Origin of the sequence: Mitsuaria sp. CC2 (genome assembly GCF_048957715.1) — a bacterium.
Lineage (GTDB): Bacteria > Pseudomonadota > Gammaproteobacteria > Burkholderiales > Burkholderiaceae_C > Roseateles.
This window is the reverse complement of record NZ_JARVXN010000033.1, coordinates 197,330-223,998: the sequence shown is the minus strand read 5'-3', so window position 1 is coordinate 223,998 and position 26,669 is coordinate 197,330. Positions and strand designations below refer to the sequence as shown.

Here is a 26,669-nt window from a genome sequence, read left to right as displayed (position 1 = left end):
GGCCGTCGAGTTTATGGGCACCGGCGGAAGCTGCGACAATGCACGACTATTGCCCGGACGCCCCGCCGCCCACGCAGGGCCCGGCGCACGCCGAACGGCCCCCAGGTCAACCCACGAAACGCTGAAGAACCATCGCCATGGCTCAATACGTCTTTTCGATGAACCGCGTCAACAAGACGGTTCCTCCGAAGCGCCACATCCTCAAGAACGTCTCGCTGTCCTTCTTCCCCGGCGCCAAGATCGGCGTGCTGGGCCTGAACGGCTCGGGCAAGTCCACGCTGCTGAAGATCATGGCCGGCGTCGACAAGGAGATCGAGGGCGAGGCGATCCCGATGCCCGGCATCAAGATCGGCTACCTGGAGCAGGAGCCGCAGCTGAACCCGGACCAGACCGTGCGTGAGGCGGTCGAGGAAGGCATCGGCGGCGTGCTGGCCGCCAAGAAGCGCCTGGACGAGGTCTATGCCGCCTATGCGGAAGAGGGCGCCGACTTCGACGCGCTGGCCGCCGAGCAGGGCGAGCTGGAAGCGATCATCGCCGCCGCCGGTTCCGAGAACACCGACCTGCAGCTGGAGCTGGCCGCCGACGCGCTGAACCTGCCGCCGTGGGACGCCAACATCGGTGTGCTGTCCGGCGGCGAGAAGCGCCGCGTCGCGCTGTGCCGCCTGCTGCTGTCCAAGCCCGACATGCTGCTGCTTGATGAACCGACCAACCACTTGGACGCCGAATCGGTGGAGTGGCTGGAGCAGTTCCTGCAGCGGTTCCCCGGCACCGTGGTGGCCATCACCCACGATCGCTACTTCCTGGACAACGCCGCCGAGTGGATCCTGGAACTGGACCGCGGCCACGGCATTCCCTGGAAGGGCAACTATTCCGACTGGCTGGACCAGAAGGAACGCCGCCTGGAGCAGGAACAGAAGACCGAGGACGCCCGCGCCAAGGCGATGAAGGAAGAATTGAAGTGGGTGCGCTCGAACGCGAAGGGCCGCCAGGCCAAGAGCAAGGCGCGTCTGGCCCGCTTCGAGGAACTGAGCGACGTCGACTACCAGAAGCGCAACGAGACCAACGAGATCTTCATCCCCGTGGCCGAACGACTGGGCAATGAAGTGATCGAGTTCGAAGGCGTGACCAAGTCCTTCGGCGACCGCGTGCTGATCGACAACCTGTCGTTCAAGGTCCCTGCCGGCGCGATCGTCGGCATCATCGGCCCGAACGGCGCCGGCAAGTCGACGCTGTTCCGCATGATCCAGGGCGTCGAGACGCCGGACAGCGGCACGGTGAAGATCGGCAAGACGGCCAAGCTGGCCTTCGTCGACCAGAGCCGCCAGAGCCTGGACGCCAACAAGACGGTGTGGGAAGACGTCTCCGGCGGTCTGGACAACATCATCGTCGGCAAGTTCGTGATGCCGTCGCGCGCCTACATCGGCCGCTTCAACTTCAAGGGCAACGACCAGCAGAAGATGGTCGGTCAGCTGTCCGGCGGTGAACGCGGCCGTCTGCACCTGGCCAAGACCCTGGCACAGGGCGGCAACGTGCTGATGCTCGACGAACCGTCGAACGACCTGGACGTTGAAACCCTGCGCGCGCTGGAAGAGGCGCTGCTGGAGTTCGCCGGCTCCGCCATGGTGATCTCCCACGATCGCTGGTTCCTGGACCGCATCTGCACCCACATCCTGGCCTGCGAAGGCGATTCGCAGTGGTTCTTCTTCGACGGCAACTTCCACGAGTACGAAGCCGACAAGAAGAAGCGCCTCGGCGAAGAAGGCGCACGTCCCAAGCGCGTCCGCTTCAAGCCCATCACCTGATCCTGCGGCCGCTGCAGCCCCGATTCGGGCGCACCGCGTCGTTGCAAATCCTCGCCATAGCTGGGCTATGGCTCCGGTTTGCGCCTAGCGCTGCATCCCGAATCGGAGCCGCATCAGCCACAGGATCCTGTGCGCACTCAAGCGCCCGCGATGTCTCGATTTCAAGAGGCGCCGCGGGCGTTTTTCATTGGGGTCGATTCATTTCACGAATCTTTACGGGACGCCCACGGCCAATTGACGCGCGCCGCCGACCATTTCCTCACCCCAGAACGATTTGGAGATTCCGAGATGGTCAAGAGCTTCTCCCGCCCCCTGAAGATGCTGGCCCTGGCCGCGACGATGAGCGTCGCCGCCCTGGCCGCCCACGCCCAGCCAGCCCCCGCCGACGCGCCGCCGCCCCCGCCGCCGCACGGCATGCACCGCGGCGGTCCAGACTTCGGCGGTCCCGGCTTCGGCCCCATGGGTCCCATGGGCGGCCTGCACGGCAAGCTGTTGAAGGACGCCGGCGTCACCGACGCGCAGCAGACGCAGATCAAGCAGATCTTCGAAGCCGCGCGCAACGATCTGAAGTCGCAGCGCGACACCGAGCGCCAGCTGCACGACCGTATGCAGGCCCTGTTCACCGCGCCGACCGTGGACGCCAACGCCGTCGAGCAGGTGCGCCAGCAGATGCACGCCGCACATGACGTCGAGTCCAAGCGCATCACGCTGGCGATGATCGATGCGTCTCGCGTCCTGACCCCCGAGCAGCGCGCCAAGATCGCCCAGCTGAAGACCCAGCAGCGCGAGAAGATGAAGGAGCGCATGAAGGACCGCGCCGAGCGCGCCAAGGAACGCCGCGGCGCCAACGAGGCCAACCCGGTTCCCCAGCCTTTCACCGACCGCTGAACGCACGAGGCCGGCTATGCTTCAGTCTTTCGATGAGTCCGCGGCGCGCGGCCTGGCCGATCCGGCCCGGTCGGTGGCTGCACCGCAACGCCCGATGAACCCACGACTGCTCCTGATCGACGACGACGCCCGGCTCACCGCGATGCTGGGCGACTACCTCAGCAGCGCCGGCTTCGACGTCAGCTTCGCCGGTTCGCTGGCGCAAGGCCGCACCGAGCTCGAGTCCGGCCAGTTCGAGCTGCTGGTCTTGGATCTGATGCTGCCCGACGGCGATGGCCTGGAGTTCTGCCGCCAGCTGCGCGGCGACAAGCGGTGGCGCCGTCTGCCGGTGCTGATGCTGTCGGCGCGCGGCGAGCCGATGGATCGCATCCTCGGCCTCGAACTCGGCGCCGACGACTATCTGCCCAAGCCCTTCGAACCCCGGGAACTGCAGGCCCGCGTGAAGGCGCTGCTGCGCCGCACCGAACCCCAGGCCATGGGCGACGAGGTGCTGCGTTTCGGCCGTCTGGAGATCGATCTGGCGGCGCGCCAGGTGCGCCTGGACGGCAATGCCTGCGACCTGACGAGCCATCAGTTCGACCTGCTGGTCGTGTTGGCGCAGAGTCCGGGCCGGGTGCTGTCGCGCGACCAGATCATGGATGCGCTCAAGGGTCATCCGCTGGAAGCCTTCGACCGCTCGATCGACGTGCACATCTCGCGCATCCGCTCAGTCATCGAGGACGACGCCAAGAACCCGCGCCGCGTGCTGACGGTGCGCGGTGCCGGTTACGTGTTCGCACGCAAGCAGGACGCCGAAGGCCTGGAATGAAGGCTGCGACGCAGTGAAGGCGCTGTACCTGCGCATCTACATCACCGTCGTGGTGGTGTTGCTGGCATTTGCGCTGGGCTCGGCGTGGCTCTTCCAGGGCCGCATCGAGCAGGAGCGCGGGACCTTCGAGCAGGCCGCCTCGGAGCGGCTGGTGGCGCTCGCGGTGCTGGTGCAGCGCGCCCTGCCGCCGGTGACGGCGTCCACGGACGAGCAGGCCGACGCCGTCGAGGACTGGGGTCAGCGCCTGCGCATGGCGCTGGCATTGGAAGATTCGCGAGGGCGCCGCATCGGCGCCTCGCCGCTGTTCGAGCGGCGTGAGGATCTGCCCGGTTCGCGCGTGCAGCGTGTCCCGCTGGACGACGGCCGCCACCTGCTGTTCCTGCGCCTGGCGCGTCCGCCGGGCGCGTCCGGCCCGACCGGCCAGGACAAGCTCGAAGCCGACGCGCGTGCGGCGAGCGGTCCGCACCGCCTGCCGCGCGAACGCCGCGATCCGTTCGTCGACGGTCCGCCGCCCAACGACGCGCGCGATCCCGTCCGCCGCGAGCCTCGCCCGGAAGCGGAACAGATGCGTCTGCGCATGCTCGAGCGCCTGGAGCAGCAACGTCGCGAGGACGCGGCCAATGGATCCTGGCTGCCCGCCTGGGTGCCACGCCCCAGCGGTGAAGCGCTGGCCGTGCTGCTCGCGGCGCTCTTCATGGCCGTGGCGGTGGGCGCCTATCCGGTCGTGCGCCGACTCACGCGCCGCCTCGAATCGCTGAAGTCCGGCGTCGAGCAGTTCGGCGCCGGTGACCTGAGCTTCCGCGTGCAGGACAACGGCAAGGATGAGGTCGCCGCGCTGGCCACCAGCTTCAACCTCGCCGCCGAACGGATCGAGGCCTTGCTCAGATCGCAGAAGAGCCTGCTCGCCAACGCGAGCCACGAGCTGCGCTCGCCGCTGGCACGGCTGAAGATGGCCTTCTCGATGCTGGACGATGCGTCGCCCGCGCAACGTGCGCGGCTGGGCCAGGAGATCAACACCAACATCGTCGAACTGGACGCGCTGGTCGAGGAGGTGCTGCTGGCCAGTCGCCTCGAAGGCGGTGCTCAGTCGCTGAGACTGGAGCCGGTCGATCTGCTGGCCATCGCCGCCGAGTCCGCCGCGCTGGGCGATGCCGAGCTGGAGATCGAGGACGGCATCGCACGCCTGCCGCTGAACGGCGACGATCGCCTGCTGCGCCGGGCGCTGCGCAACCTGCTCGAGAACGCTCGCCGCTACGGCGGACCGGTCGTCGAGCTCAAGGTCCGCCGCGCCGGACAGGACCGCGTCGAGTTGCAGGTCTGCGACCGCGGGCCGGGCGTGCCCGAGCCGATGCGCGAGCGAATCTTCGAAGCCTTCTTCCGCCTGCCCGGCCATGCCGAGGTGTCGGGCGGCGTGGGCCTGGGGCTGAGCCTCGTGAAACAGATCGCGACGGCGCATCAGGGCGCCGTGCGCTGCGACGCCCGTGAGGGCGGCGGGAGCTGCTTCGTCATGACGCTGCCGCTGAGCCAGGCCTGACGAGTCGCCCGGTGCCCCCTGAACACTCTGCGGAGACTCAGGGCCCGATCTCTCGGCGATGCACCAGGGCCAACAGGATGCCGAGGCCGATCGCGGCGGCCGCGAGTCCGACCGAGGCGGCGCTCCAGAAGCCCATGGCGCCTTGCATGATCGCGGGCAGCGCGACGGCGTGATCGCCGAAGACCAGCCAGTAGCCGCCACCCAGGCCAAGTCCCCAGATCGCGAACGCATAGATGAGCATCGGCGCGGTCGCGATGTGATGGGCGCGCAGCACGAAGGCGGCCACGGTCTGGCCGGCATCGGACACGTGGAAGAGCCACAGCCAGCCCAGCAGGGGCAGGGCGGCGGCGATCACGGCGGCGTTGCTCGTGTACAGACCCAACACCTGTTCGCGCATCGAGAAGACCACGCCGCCGAGCACGAACGCGATCGCCAGTGCGATCTCCAGCCCGTGCCAGCCGAGCCGGCGCGCCGCCGCGTAGTCGCGCGCGCCCATCGCCTGCGCCACCAGCGTGCTGCAGGCGTTCGCCTGCGAGAGCGGCAGCATGAACATCATCGCGACGAGGTTGGCGCAGAGCTGATGGCCCGCCACCGGCGTCGTGCCCAGCCGCGCGATGAAGATCGCCATGAAGGTGAAACCGGTGACCTCGATCAACACCGAGGCGCCCATCGGCACGCCAAGCTTCAGCAGTCGCATCAACGTGGCCCTGCGCGGCCGATGCAACCCGCCGCGGGCGAAGCCGAAATCGGCATAGAACGGGTCGCGGCGCAGCACGGTCAGCGCGATGAGCAACTGGCTCCACATCACGATCGCGGTGGCGATCGCGCAGCCAACCGCGCCCAGCGCCGGCACATGCAGCGGTCCGAGCGTGAATCCGCCGATCAGCAGCGCGCTGGCCGGGAACTTCAGCAACAGCCCGCCGATCTGCAGCGCCATCACGGCCTTGGGGCGCGACACGGCCGTGTTGAAGCCGCGATAGGCCGTGAACAGCAGGGCGGCGGGCAGCGCGATGCCCAGCATGCGCAGGTAGTCGCGGATCTTGGCGGCGATCTCGGGACCCACCTGCGAGATCGCCAGGAAGGGTTGAGGGAACCACAGGATCAATTCGCCGACGACCGTGAGCGCCAGCGCGAGCCATGCGGCCTGATGCAGGCTGTCGCCGGCCTCGCCCATGCGCTTCGCCCCGAAGAGCTGACCCGCGACCGGCGAGATCGCCAGCACCACGCCCATCAACCCGACGAAGACCGAGGTGTAGACGGCTGAACCCACCGCCAGCGCCGCCAGGTCGATCGCCGAATGGCGCGCGACGAGCAGCGTGTCGATCGTCGAGTACGCCAGCACCGCGAGTTGCCCGATGAACACGGGCCACGCGAGCGGCAGGATCTGGCGCAGGCTCTCAAGCCGGCCGTGGAGCGCTGCGCTCAAGCGGAGTCCTTGCCGGCCGTGTCGGCTCCGCCGGCTTCGGCCGCACCGGCCGCATTGACCGCATTGACCGCATTGACCGCATTGACCGCATTGACCGTCCCGCCGGCGCCGCGCAGTTCGATGGCACGCTCCGAATACCGGTTGAAGCGCCACGCCGTGCCTTCGATCGTGATCCGTCGCCAGGTCGCGCGCTTCTCGCCCGGCGTGAGCACCGGCCAGTTCTGGACTTCGTCGAAGCTGCGGCCGCAGCCCTTGCAGAGCTCGTCGCCCTGGCTGGTCGAGCAGATCGCGATGCAGGGCGCGTCCGGCGTCGTGTCATACCAGCGCATCCAGGCCGCAAGCGCGGGCGTCGGCATCGAGTCCTCGTCGCACTCGGTCTCATGGCGGAAGACCATCAGCGCATAGACCTCGGCCAGCGCGCGCAGCTCGGGCCCCAGCGTCACGCCGTCGCCGGGCGAGCGCTGACGCCACCAGTTGATGGCGGATTCGAGGTCGGTGATGTGGATGCCGGCCATCTCTGTCGTTTCTGTCTTCGGTGTCGTCTCAGTAGTCGATGCCCATCGCGGCGCGCACTTCGCGCAGCGTCTTGCGTGCCACCGCACGGGCACGTTCGGTGCCGACCTCGACGATCCAGTGGACCTTCTTCGGATCGGCGAGCAGTTCGTCGGCGCGGGCGCGCCAGGGCGCCTGCTCGTCGTGGATCGCCTCGATCAGCGGTTCCTTGCAGTCCAGGCAGCCGATGCCGGCGCTGCGGCAGCCGGCCTCGACCCAGGCGCGGGTGTCGCTGTCGGCGTAGACCTTGTGCAGCGCCCAGACCGGGCAGCGCTCGGGCTCGCCCGGGTCGCCGCGGCGCACGCGCTGCGGGTCCGTCTGCATCTTGCGCACCTTGTCGGCCACGACCTCCGGCGCGTCGCGCATCGCGATCGCGTTGCCGTAGGTCTTGCTCATCTTGCGGCCGTCCAGACCGGGCAGCCGCGACGTCTCCGTCATCAGCGCCTGCGGTTCCGGGAACAGCGGCGCCGACGGCGGCCGGTAGAGGTGGTTGAAGCGGCGCGCGACCTCCCGCGTCACCTCGACGTGCGGCGCCTGGTCCTCGCCCACCGGCACGAAGGCGGCCTTGTAGATCAGGATGTCGGCCGCCTGCAGCAGCGGATAGCCGAGGAAGCCGTAGGTCGCCAGTTCGCGGTTCTCGGCCACGAGGTCCTTGTAGCTCGGCATGCGCTCCAACCAGCTCGACGGCGTGCTCATCGCCAGCAGCGTGAACAGCTCGGCGTGCTCCGGCATGCGGCTCTGGATGAACAGCGTCGCCTGCTCCGGATCGACGCCGGCGGCCAGCCAGTCGACGACCATGTCGTAGACGCTCTGCTCCAGGCCCTCGCGGTGCTGGAAGTGTGTCGTCAGCGCGTGCCAGTCGGCGACGAAGAAGAAGCAGTCGTAAGCCTCCTGCAACCGCACCCAGTTCTTCAGCGCGCCGTGGTAGTGGCCGAGGTGCAGCGCGCCGGTCGGGCGCATGCCGGACAACACGCGCTGGCGCGGGGTGAGGGTGGGGTGGTCGGTCATTGGCGGAGGGCTGGGGCGGTGGCCGTGCCGGGGCGGGCGGTCTCGGAAGGAGGCCGGTCGGTCGACGACGGAACGGCAACGGCGGGAGGGCGATTGTAGGGAGCGGCGGACCGGTCGACACCGGTCATGCCGATGCCCTTGGCTACACTGCCGGCCCATGAAGAACATCGTGATCCTGATCTCCGGGCGAGGCTCCAACATGGAGGCCATCGTCCAGGCCTGCGCAGCCGGGGGATGGCCGGCCCGCATCGCCGCGGTGATCAGCAACCGGCCGGATGCCGGCGGCCTCGAATTCGCGCGGGCGCAGGGCGTCGCCACCGCGGTCGTCGACCACAAGGCCTTCGGCAAGGGCGACGCGGCCCGTGCGGCCTTCGACGCGGAACTGCGGCGCGTCATCGACGGCTTCGCGCCGGATCTGGTGGTCCTGGCCGGCTTCATGCGCATCCTGACGCCCGGGTTCACCGGCCACTACGCGGGCCGGATGCTTAACATCCATCCGTCGCTGCTGCCGGCCTTCACGGGGCTGCACACACATCAGCGCGCCATCGAGACCGGTTGTCGCGTGGCCGGCGCGACAGTGCACTTCGTGACGGCGGAACTCGACCATGGGCCGATCGTCGCGCAGGCGGTGGTGCCGGTGCTCGACGGCGACGACGAGGCGGCGTTGGCCGCACGGGTGCTCAAGCTCGAGCACCGCATGTATCCGAGCGCCGTGCGCTGGTTCGTCGAGGGGCAGCTGGAGATCGCCGGCGCCCGTGTCCTCCATCGCGGTGGTGAGTCGCAGATGTTCAGCTGACGCTCAACCGAGCATGCCGGCAAGGAAGTTGATCGTCAGCGCCAGCACGACGGTGTTGAACACGAAGGCCTGGATGGCCTGCACCAGCACCAGCCGCCGGATCGGACGCGCGCTGACGACGACATCCGAGGTCTGCGACGTCGCCGCGACCGTCGCCGCGAAGTAGAAGAAGTCCAGGTAGTCGGGCGCGTCTTCGTCGCCGGGGAACTCCAGCCCGTGCGGCGCCTTCGGTCCGCTGTGGAACAGCGACGCGTAGGCCAGCCCGAACTCCACCGGCAGCAGCAGCCAGGAGCCCGTCAGCGTCGCCGACGCCACCAGCAGGTGCGGCCAGGCCTGCAGCAGGCCGGACTCCTTCACCTGCGCCAGTTCGAGCGCGATCGCCGCCATGCTCGCGGCGCCGCCGAGGATGGCCAGGACCAGCACGGTCGGTGCGCCGTCCGCGACGGCGCTGGCCTGCTCCTCGACGTCCTCCGCGTCGGTGCGGAACATCATCCAGCCGATCAGCACGAGATAGGTCCAGACCCCCGCGCTCCATCCCAGCAGCGCGCGCGTGTGCCAGGCCAGATCGACCGGCCAGGCGGCGGCCAGCAGGGCGCCGGTGGCCGCGCCGATCAACAGGCGGGGGCGGCGCTTGATCTGGTGCAGCAAGGGCATGGGACCTCCGGCCACGGGTCAGTCCGGACTCATGCCTGAATGAGGGCGAAGCGCGGCCGGGTGACGCCGTCGATCTCGACGCTGCCGAAGAACATGTCGTAAGGGCGCACCCACAGGCCGCTGTCGTTGTAGAGCGGCGCATACAGCACCAGCGCCTCCAGCGTCTCGCTGTGGCGGACGACGCCACGGACCTCGTACTCGCCGCCCTTGTAGTGGCGGTAGCGGCCGGCGGGGGCCTGCGGCAAGGGCGGCAGCGGGTCGCCGGCGCCGTGTGTCGAGGGGGCCTGGGTCGTGTGGGAATCGCTCATGGCGGAGATTGCGTGGCGGCGGAAGCAGGGCAGGGCGCGGTCCCGCCCCGGAGCCTGGGATAATCGGGCGATGCATCCTAATGCCCTTCTTGAACTCTGCGCCGAACTGGTGGACAGCCTGCTGCTGTTCGACAAGCCCGCCGACGCCCTCGTTTCCGACTTCTTCCGCGCGCACAAGGCCCTCGGCCAGCGCGAGCGCCACACCGTCGCCGAGACGGCCTATGCGGTACTGCGCAAGCGCGCGGTGCTGCAGCATCTGGCCCAGTCGGGACGCGGTCCGATGTCGCGGCGCCTGGCGATCCTCGCCTGGGAGGGCAGTGAAGCCTTCCTGCGCGCCGCCATCGTCGACGAGGAGCAGCAATGGCTCAAGCAGGTGGCGAAGGTCGACCGCAACAGGTTGCCGGAGAAGCTGCGGCACAACCTGCCCGACTGGATGGTGGAGCCGCTCAAGCAGCGTCTGGGCGATGAGGAATTCTGGCGGCTGGCCGACGCGGTCAACTCGTCCGCGCCGCTGGACCTGCGCGTCAATCTGCTGAAGGCCAAGCGCGAGGACGTCCAGGCCGCGCTGAAGGACAAGGGTTTCGCGTCCGCGCCGACACCTTTCTCTCCGTGGGGATTGCGGCTCGAAGGCAAGCCGGCGCTGCAGAAGCTCGACGTCTTCACCAGCGGCCAGGTGGAGGTCCAGGACGAGGGTAGCCAACTGCTGGCCCTCCTCACCGAAGCCAAGCGCGGCGAGATGGTGGTCGATTTCTGCGCTGGCGCCGGCGGCAAGACCCTGGCGCTGGGGGCCGCGATGCGCAATACGGGCCGACTGTACGCTTTCGACGTCTCCGGGCACCGCCTGGACCGGCTCAAGCCGCGTCTGGCGCGCAGCGGACTGTCCAATGTCTATCCGGTGCAGATCAGCAGCGAGCGCGATGAGCGCGTCAAGCGCCTGGCCGGCAAGATCGACCGCGTGCTGGTCGACGCGCCGTGCTCGGGGCTGGGCACGCTACGCCGGAACCCCGATCTGAAATGGCGCCAGTCGCCGCAGAGCATCCGGGAACTCCAGGACAAGCAATTCGCGATTCTGACCAGCGCGGCCCGCCTGCTGAAGCCGGGCGGCCGCCTCGTGTACGCGACGTGCTCCTTGCTGGATGCGGAGAACGAGTGGGTGGCGCAAGCCTTCACGGAGGCTCAGGCGGACTTCACGCTGATGCCCGCGCAGGATGTGCTCACGCATGCGCAGGTGGATGCCGACCAGGCCGCGCAATTGACCGACAACGGTTATCTGCGCCTGTGGCCGCATCGGCACCAGAGCGACGGCTTCTTCGCGGCCGTCTGGGAACGGAAGAAGTAAGCCTGCTGGCCGCCGCCGCTGGATTTCAGTGCCCGAACGATGAGTTGTTTTTGATGCGAACGGGTGGCGCCGTTCGTTCGATCACGTCTTCAGGCCCTTCCGGTCGTGAAGCGTCAAAAGACCGGCGGTAAAGCGGCTTACATCCGGGCGATTTCTAGAGAGCGTCGCCTACAATGGGGGCTTCCTGTGGACAACTGGCTCCTTGCGAGCAGGGTTAGGACCGAATGAACGTATTGATGTCTGTGCATGACGCCGTCCTGGCGTGGATGATCGATGGCCTCACCGGCGCCAACTGGTGGCAGATCGTCGTCTTCACCTTGGTGGTGACGCATATCACCATTGCTGGCGTGACGATCTTCCTGCACCGCGCGCAGGCGCACCGGGCCCTCGACCTGGGTCCGATCCCGTCGCATTTCTTCCGCTTCTGGATGTGGTTGACGACCGGCATGGTCACCCGCGAGTGGGTCGCCATCCACCGCAAGCACCACGCCAAGTGCGAGACGCATGACGATCCCCACAGCCCCGTCACCCGCGGCATCAAGACGGTGCTGACGCGTGGTGCCGAGCTGTATCGCGCAGAGGCCAAGAACGAGGAAACGATCAAGAAGTTCAGCCACGGCGTGCCGGACGACTGGATCGAGCGCAAGCTCTACAGCGGCCGCTCGGTGTGGGGCGTGTCCCTGATGATGATCATCGACCTGGCGCTGTTCGGTGTGGCCGGCATGGCGGTCTGGGCGGTGCAGATGGCCTGGATTCCCATCTGGGCGGCGGGCGTGATCAATGGCGTCGGCCACTATTGGGGCTATCGCAACTTCGAGGCGCAGGACGCGTCGACGAACGTTTCACCGTGGGGTGTGATCATCGGCGGCGAAGAGCTGCACAACAATCACCACACCTACCCGACGTCGGCCAAGTTCTCGGTCAAGCCGTTCGAGTTCGACATCGGCTGGGGTTACATCCGCGCGATGGAGATGATCGGCTGGGCGAAGGTCCGCAAGACGGCGCCGCAGATCAAGACCGGCGAGCTGAAGGCCGTGGCCGACAAGGACACGCTGGAAGCCATCATCGCCAACCGCTATGAAGTGATGGCGCGATATGCGCGCGGCCTGCGCGGCGCCTGCAAGGCCGAGCTGATCCAGCTCAAGGCGGCGGGCGAGCAGCACAGCGTCAAGTTCCATCAGTTCAAGCTGGCGACCCGTTGGCTGCATCGCGACGCCGAGAAGATTCCAGCGGCGTATCAGGCGCAGCTCGACGGCGCCCGTGCGGCGAGCCCGGTGCTCGACAAATTGGTGACGATGCGCGAAGAGCTGCGTCAGCTGTGGACTCGCACGAACGTGTCGGCCGAGCAGTTGGTGCATGACCTGCAAACCTGGTGCCGCAAGGCCGAGGAAAGCGGCATCGCTGAACTCAAGGCCTTCGCGACCGGTCTGCGCGCTGTGCGCGCCTGACAATTTCCCTCGTCGTCTCGCCGGGTTGGCCATCCAGGGTGATGGCCATCACCGAGCCGCAGATGAAGCAATGCAAAGGGCGCCCCTACAGGGCGCCTTTTTTCTTGGCGGCGCCCATAATTTGTTCGGACTCTCAGACAAGGAGATTGACATGATGGCTTCGACCCTCTTCAAGCGCACCCTGCTGCTCGGCCTGACGAGCGTGAGCCTGGGCGCGATCGCCGCAGCCGCGCAGGCGCAGGCGGAAGTCAACTTCATCAAGCCGGAGAACTTCTCCGACATCGGCTGGGCCGGCGTGGATCGCGACAACGCCATGAAGCAACTGGAGGAGCACTTCAAGGCGCTGGCGACGCGCGAGCTCCCCGGCAAGCAGCTCAAGATCGATGTCACCGATGTCGACCTGGCGGGCGAGGTCGAGCCGCGCGTGCGCACGGACCGCCTCCGTATCCTCCGGTCGGTGACGATCCCGCGCATGAGCTTCTCCTACACGCTCAGCGAGAACGGCCAGGTGCTGAAATCCGGCAAGGCCGACCTGAAGGACATGGACTACCAGAACAGCGGCGGCAACCGCTACTTCGACACCGAGCCGATGCGCTACGAGAAGAAGATGATCGACGACTGGATGGCGCGTGAGTTGCTGGGGAAGACGCGCCTGGCGCCGGTTCGCTGACCGGGAGGGGGTGGCATTGTGGCCATGGCTGCGCTGCCGCAGACCGTGTCGATTGCCCATGAAAAAACCCGCCAAGAGGCGGGTTTTCTTCTTCAAGGACCGGGCTGAATCACTTCAGCTTGGTTTCCTTGTACAGCACGTGCTTGCGTGCCTTCGGGTCGAACTTCATGAATTCCAGCTTTTGGGGCGTGGTCTTCTTGTTCTTGTTGGTGGTGTAGAAATGACCGGTGCCGGCAGTGGATTCCAGCTTGATCTTCTCGCGTCCGCCTTTGGATGCCATGGTGTCGCTCCTGGTTCAGTGATTAGGCTTGACCGCGCGAGCGCAGGTCGGCCAGCACGGCGTCGATGCCCTTCTTGTCGATCAGACGCAGACCTGCGTTGCTGATGCGAAGACGGACCCAGCGGTTTTCGCTTTCGACCCAGAAACGGCGGTATTGCAGGTTCGGGAGGAACCGGCGCTTGGTTTTGTTGTTGGCGTGGGAAACGTTGTTCCCGACCATGGGCTTCTTGCCCGTGACTTCGCAGACGCGTGCCATGTGGACACTCCGATACTGGTCATCCGGCGACCGTCCCAATCGTCCCGACCTTGCTGTCGAGTCGCGGGCGGCGGCCTCACCTCGCCATAGGGTGGCGGTATCCCATCTTCCTCGCGTCAAGATCCTTCACAGGTTGATGGCGCGGGGAAACGAAGAGTGTAGCAGAAACAGGCCGGCCCGCGCAAAGGCGGGCCGGTCGGTGGCTTCGGGCGGCTGCCCCTCCCTGGGCGCCGCGGTCGCGGAAAACGCGAGGATCAGGCCGATTCCTGTTCCAGGAAACGTTGCGCGTCCAGTGCGGCCATGCAGCCCGTGCCGGCGCTGGTGATGGCCTGGCGATAGACATGGTCCTGCACGTCGCCGGCGGCGAACACGCCCGGCACGCTCGTCATCGTGGCGAAACCTTCCAGGCCGCTCTTCGTGCGGATGTAGCCGTCCTTCATCTCGATCTGGCCTTCGAAGATGTCGGTGTTGGGCTTGTGGCCGATCGCGATGAAGCAGCCTTGCAGCTTGACGTCCGTCGTCGTGCCGTCCTGCGTGCTCTTGATGCGCACGCCGGTCACGCCGCTGGCGTCGCCCAGCACCTCGTCCAGCGTGTGGAACACGTGCAGCTCGATCTTGCCGGCCTTGACCTTGTCCATCAGCTTGTCGACCAGGATGGGCTCGGCGCGGAACTTGTCGCGGCGATGGATCAGGTGCACCTTGCTGGCGATGTTGGACAGGTACAGCGCCTCTTCGACGGCGGTGTTGCCGCCGCCGACCACGCAGACTTCCTGCTCGCGATAGAAGAAGCCGTCGCAGGTGGCGCAGGCGCTGACGCCGCGGCCCATGAACGATTCTTCCGACGGCAGTCCCAGGTATTGCGCCGAGGCGCCGGTGGCCAGCACGACCGCATCGGCCGTGTAGACCGCGCTGTCGCCGGTGAGCGTGAACGGACGCTTGGAGAAATCGACGCTGTTGATGTGGTCGAAGACGATCTCGGTCTGGAAGCGCTCGGCATGTTCCTGGAAGCGCTGCATGAGTTCGGGACCCTGCACGCCCATCACGTCCGCGGGCCAGTTGTCCACTTCGGTCGTGGTCATCAACTGACCCCCTTGCGCCATGCCCGTCACCAGAAGCGGCTTCAAGTTGGCACGCGCCGCGTAGATGGCGGCGGTGTAGCCGGCGGGGCCGGAACCGAGGATCAGCAGTTGGGCGTGGCGGGTGTTTTGGCTCATGACGGGGGAGATGGGGGTGCGTTCATCGGTCGCAAGGGACCGGGCAGGGAGGAGAGCCTAAGGGGACGCGCGGGCGGCCTATGGCGTTGACCCTATGAACAGGCGTGAACAAATTGGCACAATGCATCCATTCTAGGTGGCGGGTCCGTCTGCCATCCTGAGATCCACGATTGACCCTAACCACCGACAGGAGGCATCCCTTCATGGCCATGTTGTCCAACTTGGATCTGATCCGCAGGGTTCCCTTGTTCTCCCTGCTGACCGCCGACCAGGCCCAGTCCATCGCGGACAGCGTCGTCAAACGGCGCTTCAAACGCGGCGAGTTGATCGTCGAGCAGGGCACCAAGTCCAACGCGCTCTTCATCCTGCTCAACGGCCGCGCCCGTGTCCTGACCGCGGACAGCCGCGGCCGCGAAGTGATCCTCGCGGTGCTGCAACCCGGCGACTACGTCGGCGAGATGAGCCTCATCGACAACGAGCCGCACTCGGCCACGGTGCGCGCCGAGGTGCAGACCGACATGCTGGTGCTGGGCCGCGCCGATTTCGGTCGCGGACTGCCGGAGTCGTCGAGCCTGGCTTACGGCATCCTGCGAGGGCTCGTCGCGCGCCTCAGAAACGCGGACCGCCAGATCGAATCGCTCGCGCTCCTCGACGTCTACGGCCGTGTCGCACGCACGCTGCTGGACATGGCCGAGGAAGAGAAGGGTGTGAAGATCATCCGCGGCAAGGTATCGCGGCAGGACATGGCCAAGGTCGTCGGTGCGTCGCGCGAGATGGTCAGCCGCGTCATGAAGGACCTGGAGGACAAGGGCGTCATCGAGACGCTCGAGAACGGCTCCGTGGTCATCAAGGAGCGTCTGCAGCACGACTGACGCGCCTCGATCGGCGCTTCAACGTTTCTTCACCTTCGTGGGGAGCCCCGCGTCCGGGACGCGGGGCTTGTGCGTCACAATCGAGGAATGAGTTTTCCCGGTTCCCTGCTGGGCGGCGGTGACGACGCCGCCACCCCCGCCAGCGCCCCCGAGCGCCCCGCGCCGGCACGCAAGTCCAAGAAGGCGGCGCCGCCCGTCGCCCCGCCGACGTCCCCCAGTCCGCTGCGCACGCCGCTGTGGCTGCTGCTCGGCGCGCTGGTGTGGTGCCTGGTCTTGCTCGCGATGATCAGCCATGACCGCGCGGACGCGGCCTTCAGCACCGCCGGCACCGCGGCCCCGGCGCACAATCGCGTCGGCGCGCTCGGCGCCTGGATCTCCGACCTGATGCTGTTCGGCTTCGGCTACTCGTGCTGGTGGCTGATGCTGCTCTCGTTGCGGGCGTGGCTGAGCGGCCTGGCGGGCATGCTGCGCGCCGACGGTTCGCCCGTGCCCACGATCAAGGATCGCCTGCCTGCCTTGGCCGGCGCCGTGCTCCTGATCGCCGCCAGTTGCTCGCTCGAGTGGACGCGACTGTGGCGATGGGACGAGTACCTGCCCGGCGGGCATGCCGGCGGCGTGCTTGGCTACTGGCTGGGGCCCTTGAGCATGAAGCTGCTGGGCTTCGCCGGTTCCGGCGTCGTGTGGATCGCGGCGCTGGTGGCCGGCGTGTCGCTCGCGCTGAAGTTCTCCTGGCTGCGCCTGGCCGAACAGATCGGCACCCGGATCGAAGCCCTGATCGAGAAACGCACCGCGCGCCGCGAGATCGCCGAGGACAAGCGCGTCGGCAAGGAGGCCAAGCGGGAGCGCGAAGCCGTCGTCGAGGTCGAGCGCCTGGTCGAGGAAGAGCACCACATCCCCATCGTCATCGAGCCGCCGGTGGCGGAGGTGCCGAAGTCCACGCGCGTCATCAAGGAGCGTCAGCAGACACTGTTCACCGATCCGACCGACGCCAAGCTGCCGCAGGTCGACCTGCTGGACGCGCCGCCGCCGCGCGTCGAGACGGTGACGCCGGAATCGCTGGAGATGACCAGCCGCATGATCGAGAAGAAGTTGAAGGACTTCGGTGTCGACGTGCGGGTGGTGGCGGCGTCGCCGGGACCGGTGATCACGCGTTACGAGATCGAGCCGGCGACCGGCGTGAAGGGGTCGCAGATCCTGGGCCTGGCCAAGGATCTGGCACGCTCGCTGAGCCTGACTTCCATCCGCGTGGTCGAGACGATCCCGGGCAAGAACTACATGGCGCTGGAGCTGCCGAACGCGCGCCGCCAGACCATCCGGCTGTCCGAGATCCTCGGCTCGCAGGTCTACGCCGACGCCGCGTCGCCGCTGACCATGGGCCTGGGCAAGGACATCGTGGGCCTGCCGGTGGTAGCCGACCTGGCCAAGATGCCGCACTGCCTGGTGGCCGGCACGACCGGTTCGGGCAAGTCGGTGGGCATCAACGCGATGATCCTGTCGGTGCTCTACAAGGCTGAGGCCCGCGACGTCCGCCTGATCCTGATCGACCCGAAGATGCTGGAAATGAGCGTCTACGAGGGCATCCCGCATCTGCTGGCGCCGGTCGTGACCGACATGAAGCAGGCCAGCAACGCGTTGAACTGGTGCGTCAACGAGATGGAGCGCCGCTACAAGCTCATGTCGAAGATGGGCGTGCGCAACCTCGCGGGCTTCAACAAGAAGATCGCCGACGCGGCCGAGCGCGAAGAGAAGATCCCCAATCCGTTCAGCCTGACGCCGGAAGAGCCGGAACCGCTGGAGCGTCTGCCGCACATCGTCGTCGTCATCGACGAACTGGCCGACCTGATGATGGTCGTCGGCAAGAAGATCGAAGAGCTGATCGCCCGCCTGGCGCAGAAGGCGCGCGCGGCCGGCATCCACCTCATCCTGGCCACGCAGCGCCCGTCGGTCGACGTGATCACCGGCCTGATCAAGGCCAACATCCCGACGCGGCTGTCCTTCCAGGTGTCGAGCAAGATCGACTCGCGGACCATCCTCGACCAGATGGGCGCCGAGGCGCTGCTGGGGATGGGCGACATGCTCTACATGGCCTCGGGCACCGGCCTGCCGGTGCGCGTGCACGGCGCGTTCGTCAGCGACGACGAGGTGCACCGCGTCGTCGAATACCTGAAGGAGCAGGGCGAGCCCAACTACATCGAGGGCATCCTGGAGGGGGGCGTGCTCGACGGCGATGGCGGCGGCGACGGACTGCCCGGCCTGACGGCGGGCGGGGACGGCGAGTCCGACCCCATGTACGACCAGGCCGTGGCCATCGTGCTTCAGCACAAGCGGGCGTCGATCTCGCTGGTGCAGAGACATCTGCGCATCGGCTACAACCGGGCCGCCCGTTTGCTGGAGCAGATGGAGAAATCCGGTGTGGTCTCGTCGATGGCCACCAACGGCAACCGCGACATCATCGTGCCCAAGCGGGACGATTGATGACGATGCAGATGAAGGCTCCTTCCATGTTCCGACCCTTGACCCGAGGCATCGCGGCGATCGCCGTCTGCTTCACGACCCTGGCCCACGCCGACGGCGTGAGCGCGCTGCAGCAGTTCGTCAGCGAAGTGAAGAGCGGCCGCGCGACCTTCACGCAGACCGTGACCGCGCCCGACGGCAAGCGCAAGAAGACGACGACCGGCACCTTCGAGTTCCAGCGTCCCAACCAGTTCCGCTTCAGTTATGCCAAGCCGGCGGAGCAACTGATCGTGGCCGACGGCAAGGAGGTGTGGATCTACGATCCCGACCTGCAGCAGGCCAGCGTCCGCAACATGGACCAGGCGCTGGGCGCGACACCGGTGTCGCTGCTGGCGGGCGGCGACCTGGCGAAGGACTTCACGCTGAAGGCGCTACCGGCGGCCAACGGCCTGGACTGGGTGCAGGCCACGCCCAAGCGCAACGACAGCGGTCTGCAGAGCATGAAGCTCGGCTTCAAGGGGCGAGAGCTGGGCGCGCTGGAGATCGTGGACGGCTTCGGCCAGCAATCGATGATGCAGTTCAGCGCGATCGAGCCCAATGCCAAGCTGTCGGCGGACCGCTTCCGCTTCACGCCGCCGCCGGGCACCGACATCGCCCGCCAGCCTTGACGCTTGAACGCTGAACGCTGGTGAGCCTGCATCGATGAGCAACGCGTCGCTCTTCCCGGACGAATTCCAACCCGTTCCCGCCATCCGGTCTCAGGCGGCCACGCCGAGTGCGCACGCACCGCTGCCCGAGCGGCTGCGGCCGCGCAAGCTCGATGAGGTCGTCGGTCAGCGGCATCTGCTGGGCGAGGGCATGCCGCTGCGCGTGGCGCTCGAAAGCGGTCGGCCGCACTCGATGATCCTGTGGGGCCCGCCGGGCGTCGGCAAGACGACGCTGGCGCGCTTGATGACGCAGCATTTCGACGCGCAGTTCATCGCGATCTCCGCGGTGCTGGGCGGCGTCAAGGACATTCGCGAGGCGGTCGATCGCGCGCAGGTCGCGGCGGCACAGGGCCGGCGCACCATCGTGTTCGTGGACGAGGTGCACCGCTTCAACAAGGCGCAGCAGGACGCCTTCCTCCCGCATGTCGAGTCGGGCCTGTTCAGTTTCATCGGGGCGACGACGGAGAATCCGTCGTTCGAGGTGAACTCGGCGCTGCTGTCGCGGGCCACCGTGCATGTGCTGAAGTCGCTCGACGAGCAGGACATGCGCGAGCTGCTGGCCCGCGGGCGCGAGGTGCTCGCCGCGCCGCCGGTGAACGAGGCCGCCACGCTGCGGTTGATCGGTTATGCCGACGGCGACGCGCGGCGTCTGCTGAACACGCTGGAGACCGTGGCGCAACTGACGCCGCCGGGCACGACGGAGATCGACGAGGCGCTCCTGGAGCGCACGCTCGGCGAGCAGTTGCGGCGCTACGACAAGGGCGGCGACCAGTTCTACGACGTCATCTCCGCGCTGCACAAGTCGGTGCGCGGCTCCAACCCGGACGGCGCGCTGTACTGGCTGGTGCGGATGCTCGACGGCGGCGTCGACGCGCGCTACATCACGCGACGGCTGATCCGCATGGCGAGCGAGGACATCGGCAACGCCGATCCTCGCGCGCTGCGCATCTGCCTGGACGCGGCCGAGACCTACGAACGACTCGGTTCGCCGGAGGGCGAGCTCACGCTGGCGCAGGCGGTGGTCTACCTGGCGATCGCGCCCAAGTCGAACGCGGTCTACAACGCGTACAACCAGGTGCGCGCGCTGATCAAGCAGGACAGCTCGCGACCGGTGCCGGTGCACCTGCGCAATGCGCCCACGCGGCTCATGAAGGAGCTCGGCTACGGCAAGGCCTACCGCTACGCGCATGACTTCCCGGGCGCTTACGTGGCCGGCGAACAGTACCTGCCGGACGGCCTCGAGGACCAGCGTTTCTACGAGCCCGTGCCGCGCGGCCTGGAGATCAAGATCGGCGCACGCCTCGAGGAATTGCGGCGGCTGGATGCCGGCGCGCTCGGACAGGATGACGCCGGCGGCGGTGCGGGCATCGGCGACGACGGCGAGGCCTGATCGATGAAGACGCGGATCGTCGGCATCGTGACCGCGTGGCTCCTGGCGCTGGCATCGACGGCCGGCGCGTCGTTGGCGCACGCCGCAAGCGCCAAGCCCAGGCTTGCCGCGCCATCGGTCCCGGCATCGAGACCTGCGCAGCCGCCCGAAGGTCCGACGCTCACGCGCATCCGCGAGACCGGCGTCGTCGTCATCGGCTACCGGCCGGCGTCGGCGCCGTTCAGCTACCTCGATGCGCAGCTGCGGCCGACGGGTTATTCGGTCGACCTCTGCGAGCGCGTGATCGCCTCGCTGCGCGTGAAGCTCAAGCTGCCCGACCTGGAAGTGCGCCGCGTCGCGGTCGGTTCCGCGACCCGCATGCCGATGGTCAGCAACGGCACGCTGGACATGGAGTGCGGCATCACGACGAACACCGCAGAGCGAGCGCGCAGCCAGACGTTTTCGGTGACCATCTTCGTGGCCGAGACCAAGCTGATGACGCGTCACGGCGAGCGGGTGCAGAGCCTGCTCGACCTGCGCGGCCGGCCGGTGGTGAGCACCATCGGCACGACCAGCATCCAGCACCTGGCCAAGGTCAACGAGCAGCAGGGACTGAACATCCGCATCGTCGCCGGGCTGGATGATCCGGATGCCTTCCAGCTGCTGCGCAGCGGCCGCGCCGACGCGTTCATGATGGACGACGTCATCATCCGCGCGCTGCTGGCGCAGCAGGGCGCCGCGGTCTCGGCGGACGACTACGTGATTTCGGAGCGCGCGCTGACCGTGGAGCCCTATGCGATCGGGCTCAACCGCGACGATCCCATGTTCAAGACGATGGTCGACGACGTGCTGATCGGTCTGTACCGCAGCGGCGAGATCCACGCGATCTACAAGCGTTGGTTCGAGTCGCCGCTGCCGCCGTCGGGCATCAATCTGAAGCTGCCGATGAACGCCGCTTTCCGGCGCGTCGTCGAGCAGCCGACGGACTCGCCGGATCCGGAGCGCTACCGCTGAGCAGCAGGTCCACGAAACGTCGTGCGGCCAGCCCCAGCGGACGCGTCTGCGTCCACACCACGTCGACGTAGAGCTGCAGCGCCGTCGTGAAGTTGCCCGCGGGGATCTGCACCAGTTCGCCCGAGGCCAGCGCGGCGCGCACGAAGCCCGAGGGCAGCCACGCCCAACCGAGCCCCGCGGACACCATCCGCAGCGCTGCCACCGGACTGTCGGTGCGCCACTGCACGCGGGAGACGGCGATGCGCTTGTCGACATCGCAGGCGTCCCGGCCGGCGACGAGGATCTGGCGCTCGGCGATGAGGTGCTCGTCACGAAGCGCCGACGGCTCGCGCGCGAGCATCGGGTGCGAGGGGGCGGCGACGGCGATCAGCGTTTCCCGGGCCACTTCCTGGAACTGCTCCGACGGGTCGAGCCCGTGGCGTTCGAAGACCAGGGCCAGCTGAGCGCGGCCCGACTTCAGCATCGCGAGGGCATCCGCCTGCGGTGCGCTCAGCACTTCGACGTTCAGCAGCGGGAACTCGGCGGACAGCGCCGTCAGCGCGTCGCTCCAGGGCGTCGCGGCGACGAGTTCAGGCACCACGGTGATCGTCAGCGAGGGCTCCAGTCCCTGCGTCATCGACAGCGCGTGGCGGTTGAGCTGGCCGAGCTGCTCGGCCAGCCGCCGCGCCTGTGGCACCAGGGCGAGCGCCTGCACGGTAGGCACGGGCTCCCGGCCCGCTCGATCGAAGAGGACGAGGTCGAGCTGGGCCTCGAGGTTCGCGACCGTCATGCTGACGGCCGAGGGCACGCGCCCTAGCGCGCGAGCGGCGGCAGAGAACGAGCCGTGATCGATCGCGGCCAGGAAGACGCGGAGGTTGTCGAGGTCGAACGCCATGGCGCGGTCCTAGATCTGTCAGTGACGCTGATGGATTTTTACTTTAATTGTCAGTCTGTCGAACATAGAGTCTCACCTGTCCGCTCTTCGTGGACATTTCCAAGGAGATGGTGATGGTGTGGGGCGTGTTGTTTCTGGCCGGGTTGTTCGAGATCGGCTGGGCCGTCGGGCTGAAGTACACGGACGGCTTCACCCGACTGTGGCCGACGGTGGGCACCGTGGCGGCGATGGTCACGAGCGTCGTGCTGCTGGGCTGGGCGCTGAAGCAGCTGCCGGTGGGTACGGCCTATGCGGTCTGGACGGGTATCGGCGCGGTCGGCACCGCGATCGCGGGCATCGTGCTGCTGGGCGAGTCGGCGTCACTGGCGCGACTGGCCTGCATCGGCCTGATCGCCGCAGGCATTGTCGGCTTGAAGATGTTCTCCTCGCAGTGAACAAGCCGCCCATGGAGACTCTGCGCTTGCGCGGCCGCGCGACCAGTACTCAGCGGAAGGTCTTGAGCGCCTGCTGGCCCGCCGGCGTCAGATAGGGCCAGACGGCGTCGATCGGCAGCGCGACGTCTTCGGCGCACGGCGTCATCGCGTACGAGGCCTGCGTATGGAAGACGAGCTGCTTCGATTCCGGATGGATCGAGCTGCCCATCCAGGAGACCTCATCGCGGCATTCGGCTTCCTCGCCGTTGCCGCCGCTGTCGGCATAGGCCTTCACGAGCAGCTTGCCGAGCCGGGAGTCCTTCGGAATCTTTTTGCGCCACTCGGACTTCAGCCATGAGGCGACGTCGGCCTCCGCCCCGGTGTCCAGGCGATAGGTGGTGACGCTGTTGCCGTGCCACGGGTGCGCGCCGCCACAGTAGCCCTCGTTCCAGGTGTCGATGACGACGAAGGCGGCGTTCCAGGCGACGACCTTCTGCGTCTGCGAGGACTCGTAGCCGGCTTCGGGGCCTCGCTCGCGCCGGCCTTGCGCCATGCAGTCGACATGATCGAGGACCGCGTCCGTGGACTTGTCCCACAACGTGGCGTTCAGTGTCGAGATGGCTGGCGTCGTGCCTATCAGGCGGACGCCGACCTGCGTGGTGTCAGGTGTTGCGCCTCCGGTGCCGCCTCCAGGCACGGGGAAAGTCAGCGCCTCGTAGCGGCGACCTCCGATCTGGGCGACCTTTGCAGAGGTGGGCTTGAGCGCGGCCTTGCGGCTCGCGTTGTAGTCGCGCTCCTTGATCGCCGCGGCGGTGATCGGCAGCGTCTTCGAGCCGTCGACGGAGCGCCATTCACCGCTCAGCGTGTCGGTGTCGCAACTGAGCGTCAGCCGGCCGGTCGGCTTCTCCTTGGCGTCGAGTTCCTGCCACTCGCCGCTCTTGGCATCGCGGACCAGCGTGAGATCGCCGAGCGCACTGCGGTAGTAGTAGCGGCCGACCGCGGGGCGCTCGCCCTCGGCGGAATTGAGTTCCATCGATACCGGCGTGGTGCCCAGCGTGCCGCGCCACGTGCCCTTGTCGCAGGACGCGGCGGCGTGCGCTGCCAGCGGGCTGAGCATCGCCGCCAACGTCAACGTGATCAACGCGTGAAGGCGGATGGCTGGGAGGTGGCGGAGGAGGGGAGAAGGACATGCGCGCATGTCGACGACTGTAGCGAGCGCAGGGCATGGCGCTTGCCGACGAAGGTCATCGAGACATTCTGGAGATTGCCATGCCTGACTTCGACAAGCCCCGCGACAAGTCTTACGACCACGAGCAGGAGGCCACCTACTGGCGCGACAACTACGCCAAGCGGCCTTACATCCAGCAAGGCGACACGCACGACGACTTCGGTCCCGCGTATGCGTACGGCGTCGATGCGTTCGCCCGTTACCCCGACCGCGAGTTCGAGGACTTCGAGGCCGAACTGCACCGCGACTGGGGCAACCAGCGTCAGGGTTCTTCGTTGGAATGGGCGAGGGCGAAACCCGCCGTGAAGGACGCCTGGGATCGCATCAAGGAGGCGTCGAACATGCCGCCTTCGACGCGCTAAGGAACTCCTTCAGAGGCCGCGGAGGCCGGCGAAGAGGCGGCCTCCGACGCCGCCTCCGCCGGCAGCCCGAACAGCGCGTTCGTATCTGCGTTCGGATCGGTCCGCTCCGCCTGACCGGCGTCGATGCCTTGGAGCATCTCCGTCGCCTTGTCCATGTCGACCGCTTCCGCCTTGTCGAGGAACGCGGTCACCGTGACCGGGAAGAAGATGACGATGGCCACGAGGATCAGCTGCATCACCACCCAGGGGATGGAGCCGAGGTAGATGTCGCTCGACAGCACTTTCCGAGGCAGCGCGCCGTTCTTGAAGAGCGTGTCCGAGATCCCTCGCAGGTAGAACAGCGCGAACCCGAACGGCGGATGCATGAAGCTGGTCTGCATGTTCACGCAGAGCATCACGCCGAACCACACCAGGTCGATGCCCATCTTGTCGGCGACCGGGCCGAGGAGCGGCAGGATGATGAAGGCGATCTCGAAGAAGTCGAGGAAGAACGCCAGGAAGAAGATGAACAGGTTGACGACGATCAGGAAGCCGATCTGACCGCCGGGCAGGTTCGAGAGCAGGTGCTCGATCCACTTGCCGCCTTCGACGCCCTGGAACACCAGCGAGAAGGTCCGCGACCCGATCAGGATGAACACCACCATCGCGGTGATGCGCATGGTGCCGATCATGGCGTCCTTGACCACCGGCCAGTTCAGCCGTCGATGCGACGCCGCCAGGATGAACGCGCCGACGGCGCCCATCGCGCCGGCCTCGGTCGGGGTGCAGATCGCCGTGTCGATGCCGGGCAGGCCGCCCATCGAGCCCAGCACCGCGAAGATCAGGATCGCCGACGGGATGATCCCGCGCAGGCACTTCGCCCACAACGCCCAGCCGTCGAGGGTACGTGCCTCCTTGGGCACGCCGGGGACGTGCTCCGGCCGGATGCGCGACACCATGAAGGTGTACAGGGCGAAGATCAGCACCTGCAGGATCGACGGTCCCCACGCCCCCTTGTACATGTCGCCGACAGGCTTGCCGAGCTGGTCCGCCAGCACCACCAGCACCAGCGACGGCGGCACCAGTTGCGTGATCGTGCCCGAGGCCGCCAGCACCCCGGTGGCGTAGCGCATGTTGTAGCCGTAGCGCATCATGACCGGCAGCGAGATCATCGCCATCGCGATCACCTGACCCGCCACCGTGCCGGTGATCGCGCCGAGGATGAAGCCCACGATGATCACCGAGTAGCCCAACCCCCCGCGCACCGGCCCGAAGAGCTGGCCCATCGAATCGAGCATGTCCTCGGCAAGGCCGCATTTCTCCAGCAACGCGCCCATCAGCGTGAAGAAGGGGATCGCCAGCAGCAGGTCGTTCGACAGGATGCCGAAGACGTTCTGCGGCAGCGCCGCCATGAACGAGGGCGGGAACCAGCCCTGGCTCACCGCGAAGAAGCCGCAGGCCAGGCCCAGCGCGGCCAGCGAGAACGCCACAGGGAAGCCGATCAGCATGATGATGATCAGCCCCGCGAACATCAGCGGGGGAAACTGCTCCATCGTGATCATTGCAGCGGCCTCTCGTAGTGGGTGTCCATCTCGACAAGATGGGCGAGGTAGCCGATGCGCTTGATCACCTCCGAGATCCCCTGCAGGAACACCAGCGCGAAGCCCACCGGCAGCGTCAACGCAGCCGGCCAGCGGATCAGGCCGCCAGCGTTGCCCGACACCTCGCCGCTGGTGAACAGCTTCCACGCATAACCGCCGTAACCGAGCGCGGCGACGGTGTCATCGGCGCGCATGCCGGTGGTGAGCTTCACCAGGAAGAAGTCCCACGACAGCCAGCCTGCATACGCCATCACGGGGATCAGGAAGACGATGAGCCCGAACAGATCGACGTAGACCTTGCCGTGGCCGCGCAACCGCGTGTAGAGGATGTCGACGCGCACGTGCTCGTTGAGCCGCAAGACCTGCGCCGCGCCACCCATCACGCAGGCGGCAAACAGGTACCACTGGATCTCAAGGAAGGCGTTGGAGCTGATGTCCAGCCCGTAGCGGATCACCGCGTTCGCGGCGCTGATAAAGCACGACAGCAGGACAGCCCAGGCGGCAAGCGTGCCGAACCGGTCCGTCAGCCAGTCGATGCCCTTGGCAAATGCAAGCAGGGCTTTCATCGACGAGTCCAGGTCTCCATCTCGAACCCCGACGGGAGGGCTCGGTTCTTGTGTGTAGACGTGGACTGTAGCCAGCGGGGGCTGTCGGGAACCTGAATTCGGGAGGGGCTGCGGGAAAGCCCCGACATGCGAGGAATGGCGCGTTGATCGAGGCGACCGGGGGCCCTTTTCTCCATGTCCCTCCTTCGACTGCCTCCCGGCAGTCGAATTCCCTCCTTGACCTCCGAAAAGGGCCCCCGGTCGCCTC

At 67.3% G+C, this 26,669-nt stretch carries 27 protein-coding genes; 15 read left to right on the top strand and 12 right to left on the bottom strand.

Annotation, left to right across the window (positions count from 1 at the left end; all coding sequences use genetic code 11):
- The first annotated feature begins 137 nt into the window (after positions 1-137).
- The 4 genes from ettA to PV762_RS22510 all read left to right on the top strand — a co-directional run bounded on the left by ettA (position 138) and on the right by PV762_RS22510 (position 5,032).
- Complete coding sequence (gene ettA, locus PV762_RS22525) at positions 138-1,802, top strand: energy-dependent translational throttle protein EttA (RefSeq protein WP_421037203.1); 1,665 nt, start codon at positions 138-140, stop codon at positions 1,800-1,802.
- Positions 1,803-2,090: 288 nt separating this feature from the next.
- Positions 2,091-2,690: a Spy/CpxP family protein refolding chaperone gene (locus PV762_RS22520; protein ID WP_421037202.1), complete on the top strand. Its 600-nt coding sequence runs from the start codon at positions 2,091-2,093 to the stop codon at positions 2,688-2,690.
- Between the two features lie 94 nt (positions 2,691-2,784).
- Positions 2,785-3,498, top strand: a complete 714-nt coding sequence (locus tag PV762_RS22515; protein WP_331612855.1) for a response regulator — start codon at positions 2,785-2,787, stop codon at positions 3,496-3,498.
- A 13-nt stretch (positions 3,499-3,511) separates the two neighbouring features.
- Complete coding sequence (locus PV762_RS22510; RefSeq protein WP_421037201.1) at positions 3,512-5,032, top strand: HAMP domain-containing sensor histidine kinase; 1,521 nt, start codon at positions 3,512-3,514, stop codon at positions 5,030-5,032.
- Between the two features lie 37 nt (positions 5,033-5,069).
- Here PV762_RS22510 and PV762_RS22505 read toward each other — a convergent pair whose 3' ends face one another.
- Genes PV762_RS22505 through trpS form a run of 3 tightly spaced genes read right to left on the bottom strand, consistent with a single transcriptional unit; the run spans position 5,070 to position 8,018 of the window.
- Entirely contained in the window at positions 5,070-6,458 is a 1,389-nt protein-coding gene (locus PV762_RS22505; RefSeq protein WP_421037200.1) for an MATE family efflux transporter, read from the bottom strand.
- Positions 6,455-6,973: a DUF3717 domain-containing protein gene (locus PV762_RS22500; protein WP_421037199.1), complete on the bottom strand. Its 519-nt coding sequence runs from the start codon at positions 6,971-6,973 to the stop codon at positions 6,455-6,457. Before PV762_RS22500 ends, PV762_RS22505 begins: the two co-directional genes overlap by 4 nt.
- Positions 6,974-7,001: 28 nt before the next feature.
- On the bottom strand, positions 7,002-8,018 hold the full coding sequence (gene trpS, locus PV762_RS22495) for a tryptophan--tRNA ligase (RefSeq protein WP_421037198.1): 1,017 nt from the start codon (positions 8,016-8,018) through the stop codon (positions 7,002-7,004).
- 157 nt (positions 8,019-8,175) lie between these two features.
- Here trpS and purN point away from each other — a divergent pair, with 157 nt between their 5' ends.
- Complete coding sequence (gene purN / locus PV762_RS22490) at positions 8,176-8,814, top strand: phosphoribosylglycinamide formyltransferase (protein WP_421037197.1); 639 nt, start codon at positions 8,176-8,178, stop codon at positions 8,812-8,814.
- A gap of 3 nt (positions 8,815-8,817) precedes the next feature.
- On the opposite strand, the gene PV762_RS22485 is transcribed toward purN, so the two are convergent.
- On the bottom strand, positions 8,818-9,468 hold the full coding sequence (locus PV762_RS22485) for a DUF1345 domain-containing protein (RefSeq protein ID WP_421037196.1): 651 nt from the start codon (positions 9,466-9,468) through the stop codon (positions 8,818-8,820).
- Between the two features lie 29 nt (positions 9,469-9,497).
- On the bottom strand, positions 9,498-9,776 hold the full coding sequence (locus tag PV762_RS22480; protein ID WP_421037195.1) for a DUF1653 domain-containing protein: 279 nt from the start codon (positions 9,774-9,776) through the stop codon (positions 9,498-9,500).
- Positions 9,777-9,846: 70 nt separating this feature from the next.
- On the opposite strand from PV762_RS22480, the gene PV762_RS22475 reads away from it, so the two are divergent.
- The 3 genes from PV762_RS22475 (at position 9,847) to PV762_RS22465 (ending at position 13,233) form a co-directional block, all read left to right on the top strand.
- The gene (locus tag PV762_RS22475) at positions 9,847-11,115 is read left to right on the top strand and encodes an RsmB/NOP family class I SAM-dependent RNA methyltransferase (RefSeq protein WP_421037194.1); all 1,269 of its coding nucleotides are present in this window, start codon (positions 9,847-9,849) and stop codon (positions 11,113-11,115) included.
- A gap of 236 nt (positions 11,116-11,351) precedes the next feature.
- Complete coding sequence (locus PV762_RS22470) at positions 11,352-12,563, top strand: DesA family fatty acid desaturase (protein WP_421037193.1); 1,212 nt, start codon at positions 11,352-11,354, stop codon at positions 12,561-12,563.
- A 151-nt stretch (positions 12,564-12,714) separates the two neighbouring features.
- A complete protein-coding gene (locus PV762_RS22465) occupies positions 12,715-13,233 on the top strand; it encodes a DUF3016 domain-containing protein (RefSeq protein ID WP_421037192.1) in 519 nt (172 codons plus the stop codon).
- A 109-nt stretch (positions 13,234-13,342) separates the two neighbouring features.
- Here PV762_RS22465 and rpmG read toward each other — a convergent pair whose 3' ends face one another.
- The 3 genes from rpmG to trxB all read right to left on the bottom strand — a co-directional run bounded on the left by rpmG (position 13,343) and on the right by trxB (position 14,983).
- Positions 13,343-13,513 (bottom strand): 50S ribosomal protein L33, encoded by a 171-nt coding sequence (gene rpmG, locus PV762_RS22460; RefSeq protein WP_067273562.1) that lies wholly within the window; start codon positions 13,511-13,513, stop codon positions 13,343-13,345.
- A 22-nt stretch (positions 13,514-13,535) separates the two neighbouring features.
- Positions 13,536-13,769, bottom strand: a complete 234-nt coding sequence (gene rpmB / locus PV762_RS22455) for a 50S ribosomal protein L28 (protein WP_088407487.1) — start codon at positions 13,767-13,769, stop codon at positions 13,536-13,538.
- 254 nt (positions 13,770-14,023) lie between these two features.
- A complete protein-coding gene (gene trxB, locus PV762_RS22450; RefSeq protein ID WP_297530090.1) occupies positions 14,024-14,983 on the bottom strand; it encodes a thioredoxin-disulfide reductase in 960 nt (319 codons plus the stop codon).
- Positions 14,984-15,186: 203 nt separating this feature from the next.
- Here trxB and PV762_RS22445 point away from each other — a divergent pair, with 203 nt between their 5' ends.
- The 5 genes from PV762_RS22445 to PV762_RS22425 all read left to right on the top strand — a co-directional run bounded on the left by PV762_RS22445 (position 15,187) and on the right by PV762_RS22425 (position 21,399).
- Positions 15,187-15,855, top strand: coding sequence for a Crp/Fnr family transcriptional regulator (locus tag PV762_RS22445; protein WP_088383470.1), 669 nt, complete (start codon positions 15,187-15,189; stop codon positions 15,853-15,855).
- Positions 15,856-15,942: 87 nt separating this feature from the next.
- Positions 15,943-18,330, top strand: a complete 2,388-nt coding sequence (locus tag PV762_RS22440) for a DNA translocase FtsK (protein ID WP_421037189.1) — start codon at positions 15,943-15,945, stop codon at positions 18,328-18,330.
- A 26-nt stretch (positions 18,331-18,356) separates the two neighbouring features.
- Positions 18,357-18,977: an outer membrane lipoprotein chaperone LolA gene (lolA, locus tag PV762_RS22435; protein WP_421037188.1), complete on the top strand. Its 621-nt coding sequence runs from the start codon at positions 18,357-18,359 to the stop codon at positions 18,975-18,977.
- Positions 18,978-19,011: 34 nt separating this feature from the next.
- Complete coding sequence (locus PV762_RS22430) at positions 19,012-20,406, top strand: replication-associated recombination protein A (RefSeq protein ID WP_421037187.1); 1,395 nt, start codon at positions 19,012-19,014, stop codon at positions 20,404-20,406.
- 3 nt (positions 20,407-20,409) lie between these two features.
- Positions 20,410-21,399 carry an amino acid ABC transporter substrate-binding protein gene (locus PV762_RS22425; protein WP_421037186.1) on the top strand — a complete coding sequence of 330 codons (990 nt, stop codon included), beginning with the start codon at positions 20,410-20,412 and terminating at the stop codon, positions 21,397-21,399.
- On the opposite strand, the gene PV762_RS22420 is transcribed toward PV762_RS22425, so the two are convergent.
- The gene (locus tag PV762_RS22420) at positions 21,314-22,273 is read right to left on the bottom strand and encodes a LysR family transcriptional regulator (RefSeq protein ID WP_421037185.1); all 960 of its coding nucleotides are present in this window, start codon (positions 22,271-22,273) and stop codon (positions 21,314-21,316) included. The two genes, PV762_RS22425 and PV762_RS22420, sit on opposite strands and share 86 nt — an antisense overlap.
- Before the next feature lie 113 nt (positions 22,274-22,386).
- Here PV762_RS22420 and sugE point away from each other — a divergent pair, with 113 nt between their 5' ends.
- On the top strand, positions 22,387-22,707 hold the full coding sequence (gene sugE / locus PV762_RS22415; protein ID WP_421037291.1) for a quaternary ammonium compound efflux SMR transporter SugE: 321 nt from the start codon (positions 22,387-22,389) through the stop codon (positions 22,705-22,707).
- Between the two features lie 49 nt (positions 22,708-22,756).
- Here sugE and PV762_RS22410 read toward each other — a convergent pair whose 3' ends face one another.
- Positions 22,757-23,803: a hypothetical protein gene (locus tag PV762_RS22410; RefSeq protein WP_421037184.1), complete on the bottom strand. Its 1,047-nt coding sequence runs from the start codon at positions 23,801-23,803 to the stop codon at positions 22,757-22,759.
- A 152-nt stretch (positions 23,804-23,955) separates the two neighbouring features.
- Here PV762_RS22410 and PV762_RS22405 point away from each other — a divergent pair, with 152 nt between their 5' ends.
- Positions 23,956-24,276 (top strand): hypothetical protein, encoded by a 321-nt coding sequence (locus tag PV762_RS22405; RefSeq protein ID WP_421037183.1) that lies wholly within the window; start codon positions 23,956-23,958, stop codon positions 24,274-24,276.
- Here PV762_RS22405 and PV762_RS22400 read toward each other — a convergent pair.
- Together PV762_RS22400 and PV762_RS22395 are read right to left on the bottom strand one after the other, a co-directional pair.
- Positions 24,273-25,814, bottom strand: coding sequence for a TRAP transporter large permease (locus PV762_RS22400; RefSeq protein ID WP_421037290.1), 1,542 nt, complete (start codon positions 25,812-25,814; stop codon positions 24,273-24,275). The two genes, PV762_RS22405 and PV762_RS22400, sit on opposite strands and share 4 nt — an antisense overlap.
- Positions 25,814-26,422 carry a TRAP transporter small permease subunit gene (locus PV762_RS22395; RefSeq protein WP_421037182.1) on the bottom strand — a complete coding sequence of 203 codons (609 nt, stop codon included), beginning with the start codon at positions 26,420-26,422 and terminating at the stop codon, positions 25,814-25,816. The genes PV762_RS22400 and PV762_RS22395 overlap by 1 nt, the downstream gene beginning before the upstream one ends.
- Positions 26,423-26,669 lie beyond the last annotated feature (247 nt).

What these genes read in the sequence shown, in the direction of transcription:
- ettA (WP_421037203.1), top strand. Translation starts at nt 138, where the DNA reads ATGGCTCAATACGTCTTTTCGATGAACCGCGTCAACAAGACGGTTCCT.
- PV762_RS22520 (WP_421037202.1), top strand. Translation starts at nt 2,091, where the DNA reads ATGGTCAAGAGCTTCTCCCGCCCCCTGAAGATGCTGGCCCTGGCCGCG.
- PV762_RS22515 (WP_331612855.1), top strand. Translation starts at nt 2,785, where the DNA reads ATGAACCCACGACTGCTCCTGATCGACGACGACGCCCGGCTCACCGCG.
- PV762_RS22500 (WP_421037199.1), bottom strand. Translation starts at nt 6,973, where the DNA reads ATGGCCGGCATCCACATCACCGACCTCGAATCCGCCATCAACTGGTGG.
- trpS (WP_421037198.1), bottom strand. Translation starts at nt 8,018, where the DNA reads ATGACCGACCACCCCACCCTCACCCCGCGCCAGCGCGTGTTGTCCGGC.
- purN (WP_421037197.1), top strand. Translation starts at nt 8,176, where the DNA reads ATGAAGAACATCGTGATCCTGATCTCCGGGCGAGGCTCCAACATGGAG.
- PV762_RS22485 (WP_421037196.1), bottom strand. Translation starts at nt 9,468, where the DNA reads ATGCCCTTGCTGCACCAGATCAAGCGCCGCCCCCGCCTGTTGATCGGC.
- PV762_RS22480 (WP_421037195.1), bottom strand. Translation starts at nt 9,776, where the DNA reads ATGAGCGATTCCCACACGACCCAGGCCCCCTCGACACACGGCGCCGGC.
- PV762_RS22475 (WP_421037194.1), top strand. Translation starts at nt 9,847, where the DNA reads ATGCATCCTAATGCCCTTCTTGAACTCTGCGCCGAACTGGTGGACAGC.
- PV762_RS22470 (WP_421037193.1), top strand. Translation starts at nt 11,352, where the DNA reads ATGTCTGTGCATGACGCCGTCCTGGCGTGGATGATCGATGGCCTCACC.
- PV762_RS22465 (WP_421037192.1), top strand. Translation starts at nt 12,715, where the DNA reads ATGATGGCTTCGACCCTCTTCAAGCGCACCCTGCTGCTCGGCCTGACG.
- rpmG (WP_067273562.1), bottom strand. Translation starts at nt 13,513, where the DNA reads ATGGCATCCAAAGGCGGACGCGAGAAGATCAAGCTGGAATCCACTGCC.
- rpmB (WP_088407487.1), bottom strand. Translation starts at nt 13,769, where the DNA reads ATGGCACGCGTCTGCGAAGTCACGGGCAAGAAGCCCATGGTCGGGAAC.
- trxB (WP_297530090.1), bottom strand. Translation starts at nt 14,983, where the DNA reads ATGAGCCAAAACACCCGCCACGCCCAACTGCTGATCCTCGGTTCCGGC.
- PV762_RS22445 (WP_088383470.1), top strand. Translation starts at nt 15,187, where the DNA reads ATGGCCATGTTGTCCAACTTGGATCTGATCCGCAGGGTTCCCTTGTTC.
- PV762_RS22440 (WP_421037189.1), top strand. Translation starts at nt 15,943, where the DNA reads ATGAGTTTTCCCGGTTCCCTGCTGGGCGGCGGTGACGACGCCGCCACC.
- lolA (WP_421037188.1), top strand. Translation starts at nt 18,357, where the DNA reads ATGTTCCGACCCTTGACCCGAGGCATCGCGGCGATCGCCGTCTGCTTC.
- PV762_RS22430 (WP_421037187.1), top strand. Translation starts at nt 19,012, where the DNA reads ATGAGCAACGCGTCGCTCTTCCCGGACGAATTCCAACCCGTTCCCGCC.
- PV762_RS22425 (WP_421037186.1), top strand. Translation starts at nt 20,410, where the DNA reads ATGAAGACGCGGATCGTCGGCATCGTGACCGCGTGGCTCCTGGCGCTG.
- PV762_RS22420 (WP_421037185.1), bottom strand. Translation starts at nt 22,273, where the DNA reads ATGGCGTTCGACCTCGACAACCTCCGCGTCTTCCTGGCCGCGATCGAT.
- sugE (WP_421037291.1), top strand. Translation starts at nt 22,387, where the DNA reads ATGGTGTGGGGCGTGTTGTTTCTGGCCGGGTTGTTCGAGATCGGCTGG.
- PV762_RS22410 (WP_421037184.1), bottom strand. Translation starts at nt 23,803, where the DNA reads ATGCTCAGCCCGCTGGCAGCGCACGCCGCCGCGTCCTGCGACAAGGGC.
- PV762_RS22405 (WP_421037183.1), top strand. Translation starts at nt 23,956, where the DNA reads ATGCCTGACTTCGACAAGCCCCGCGACAAGTCTTACGACCACGAGCAG.
- PV762_RS22395 (WP_421037182.1), bottom strand. Translation starts at nt 26,422, where the DNA reads ATGAAAGCCCTGCTTGCATTTGCCAAGGGCATCGACTGGCTGACGGAC.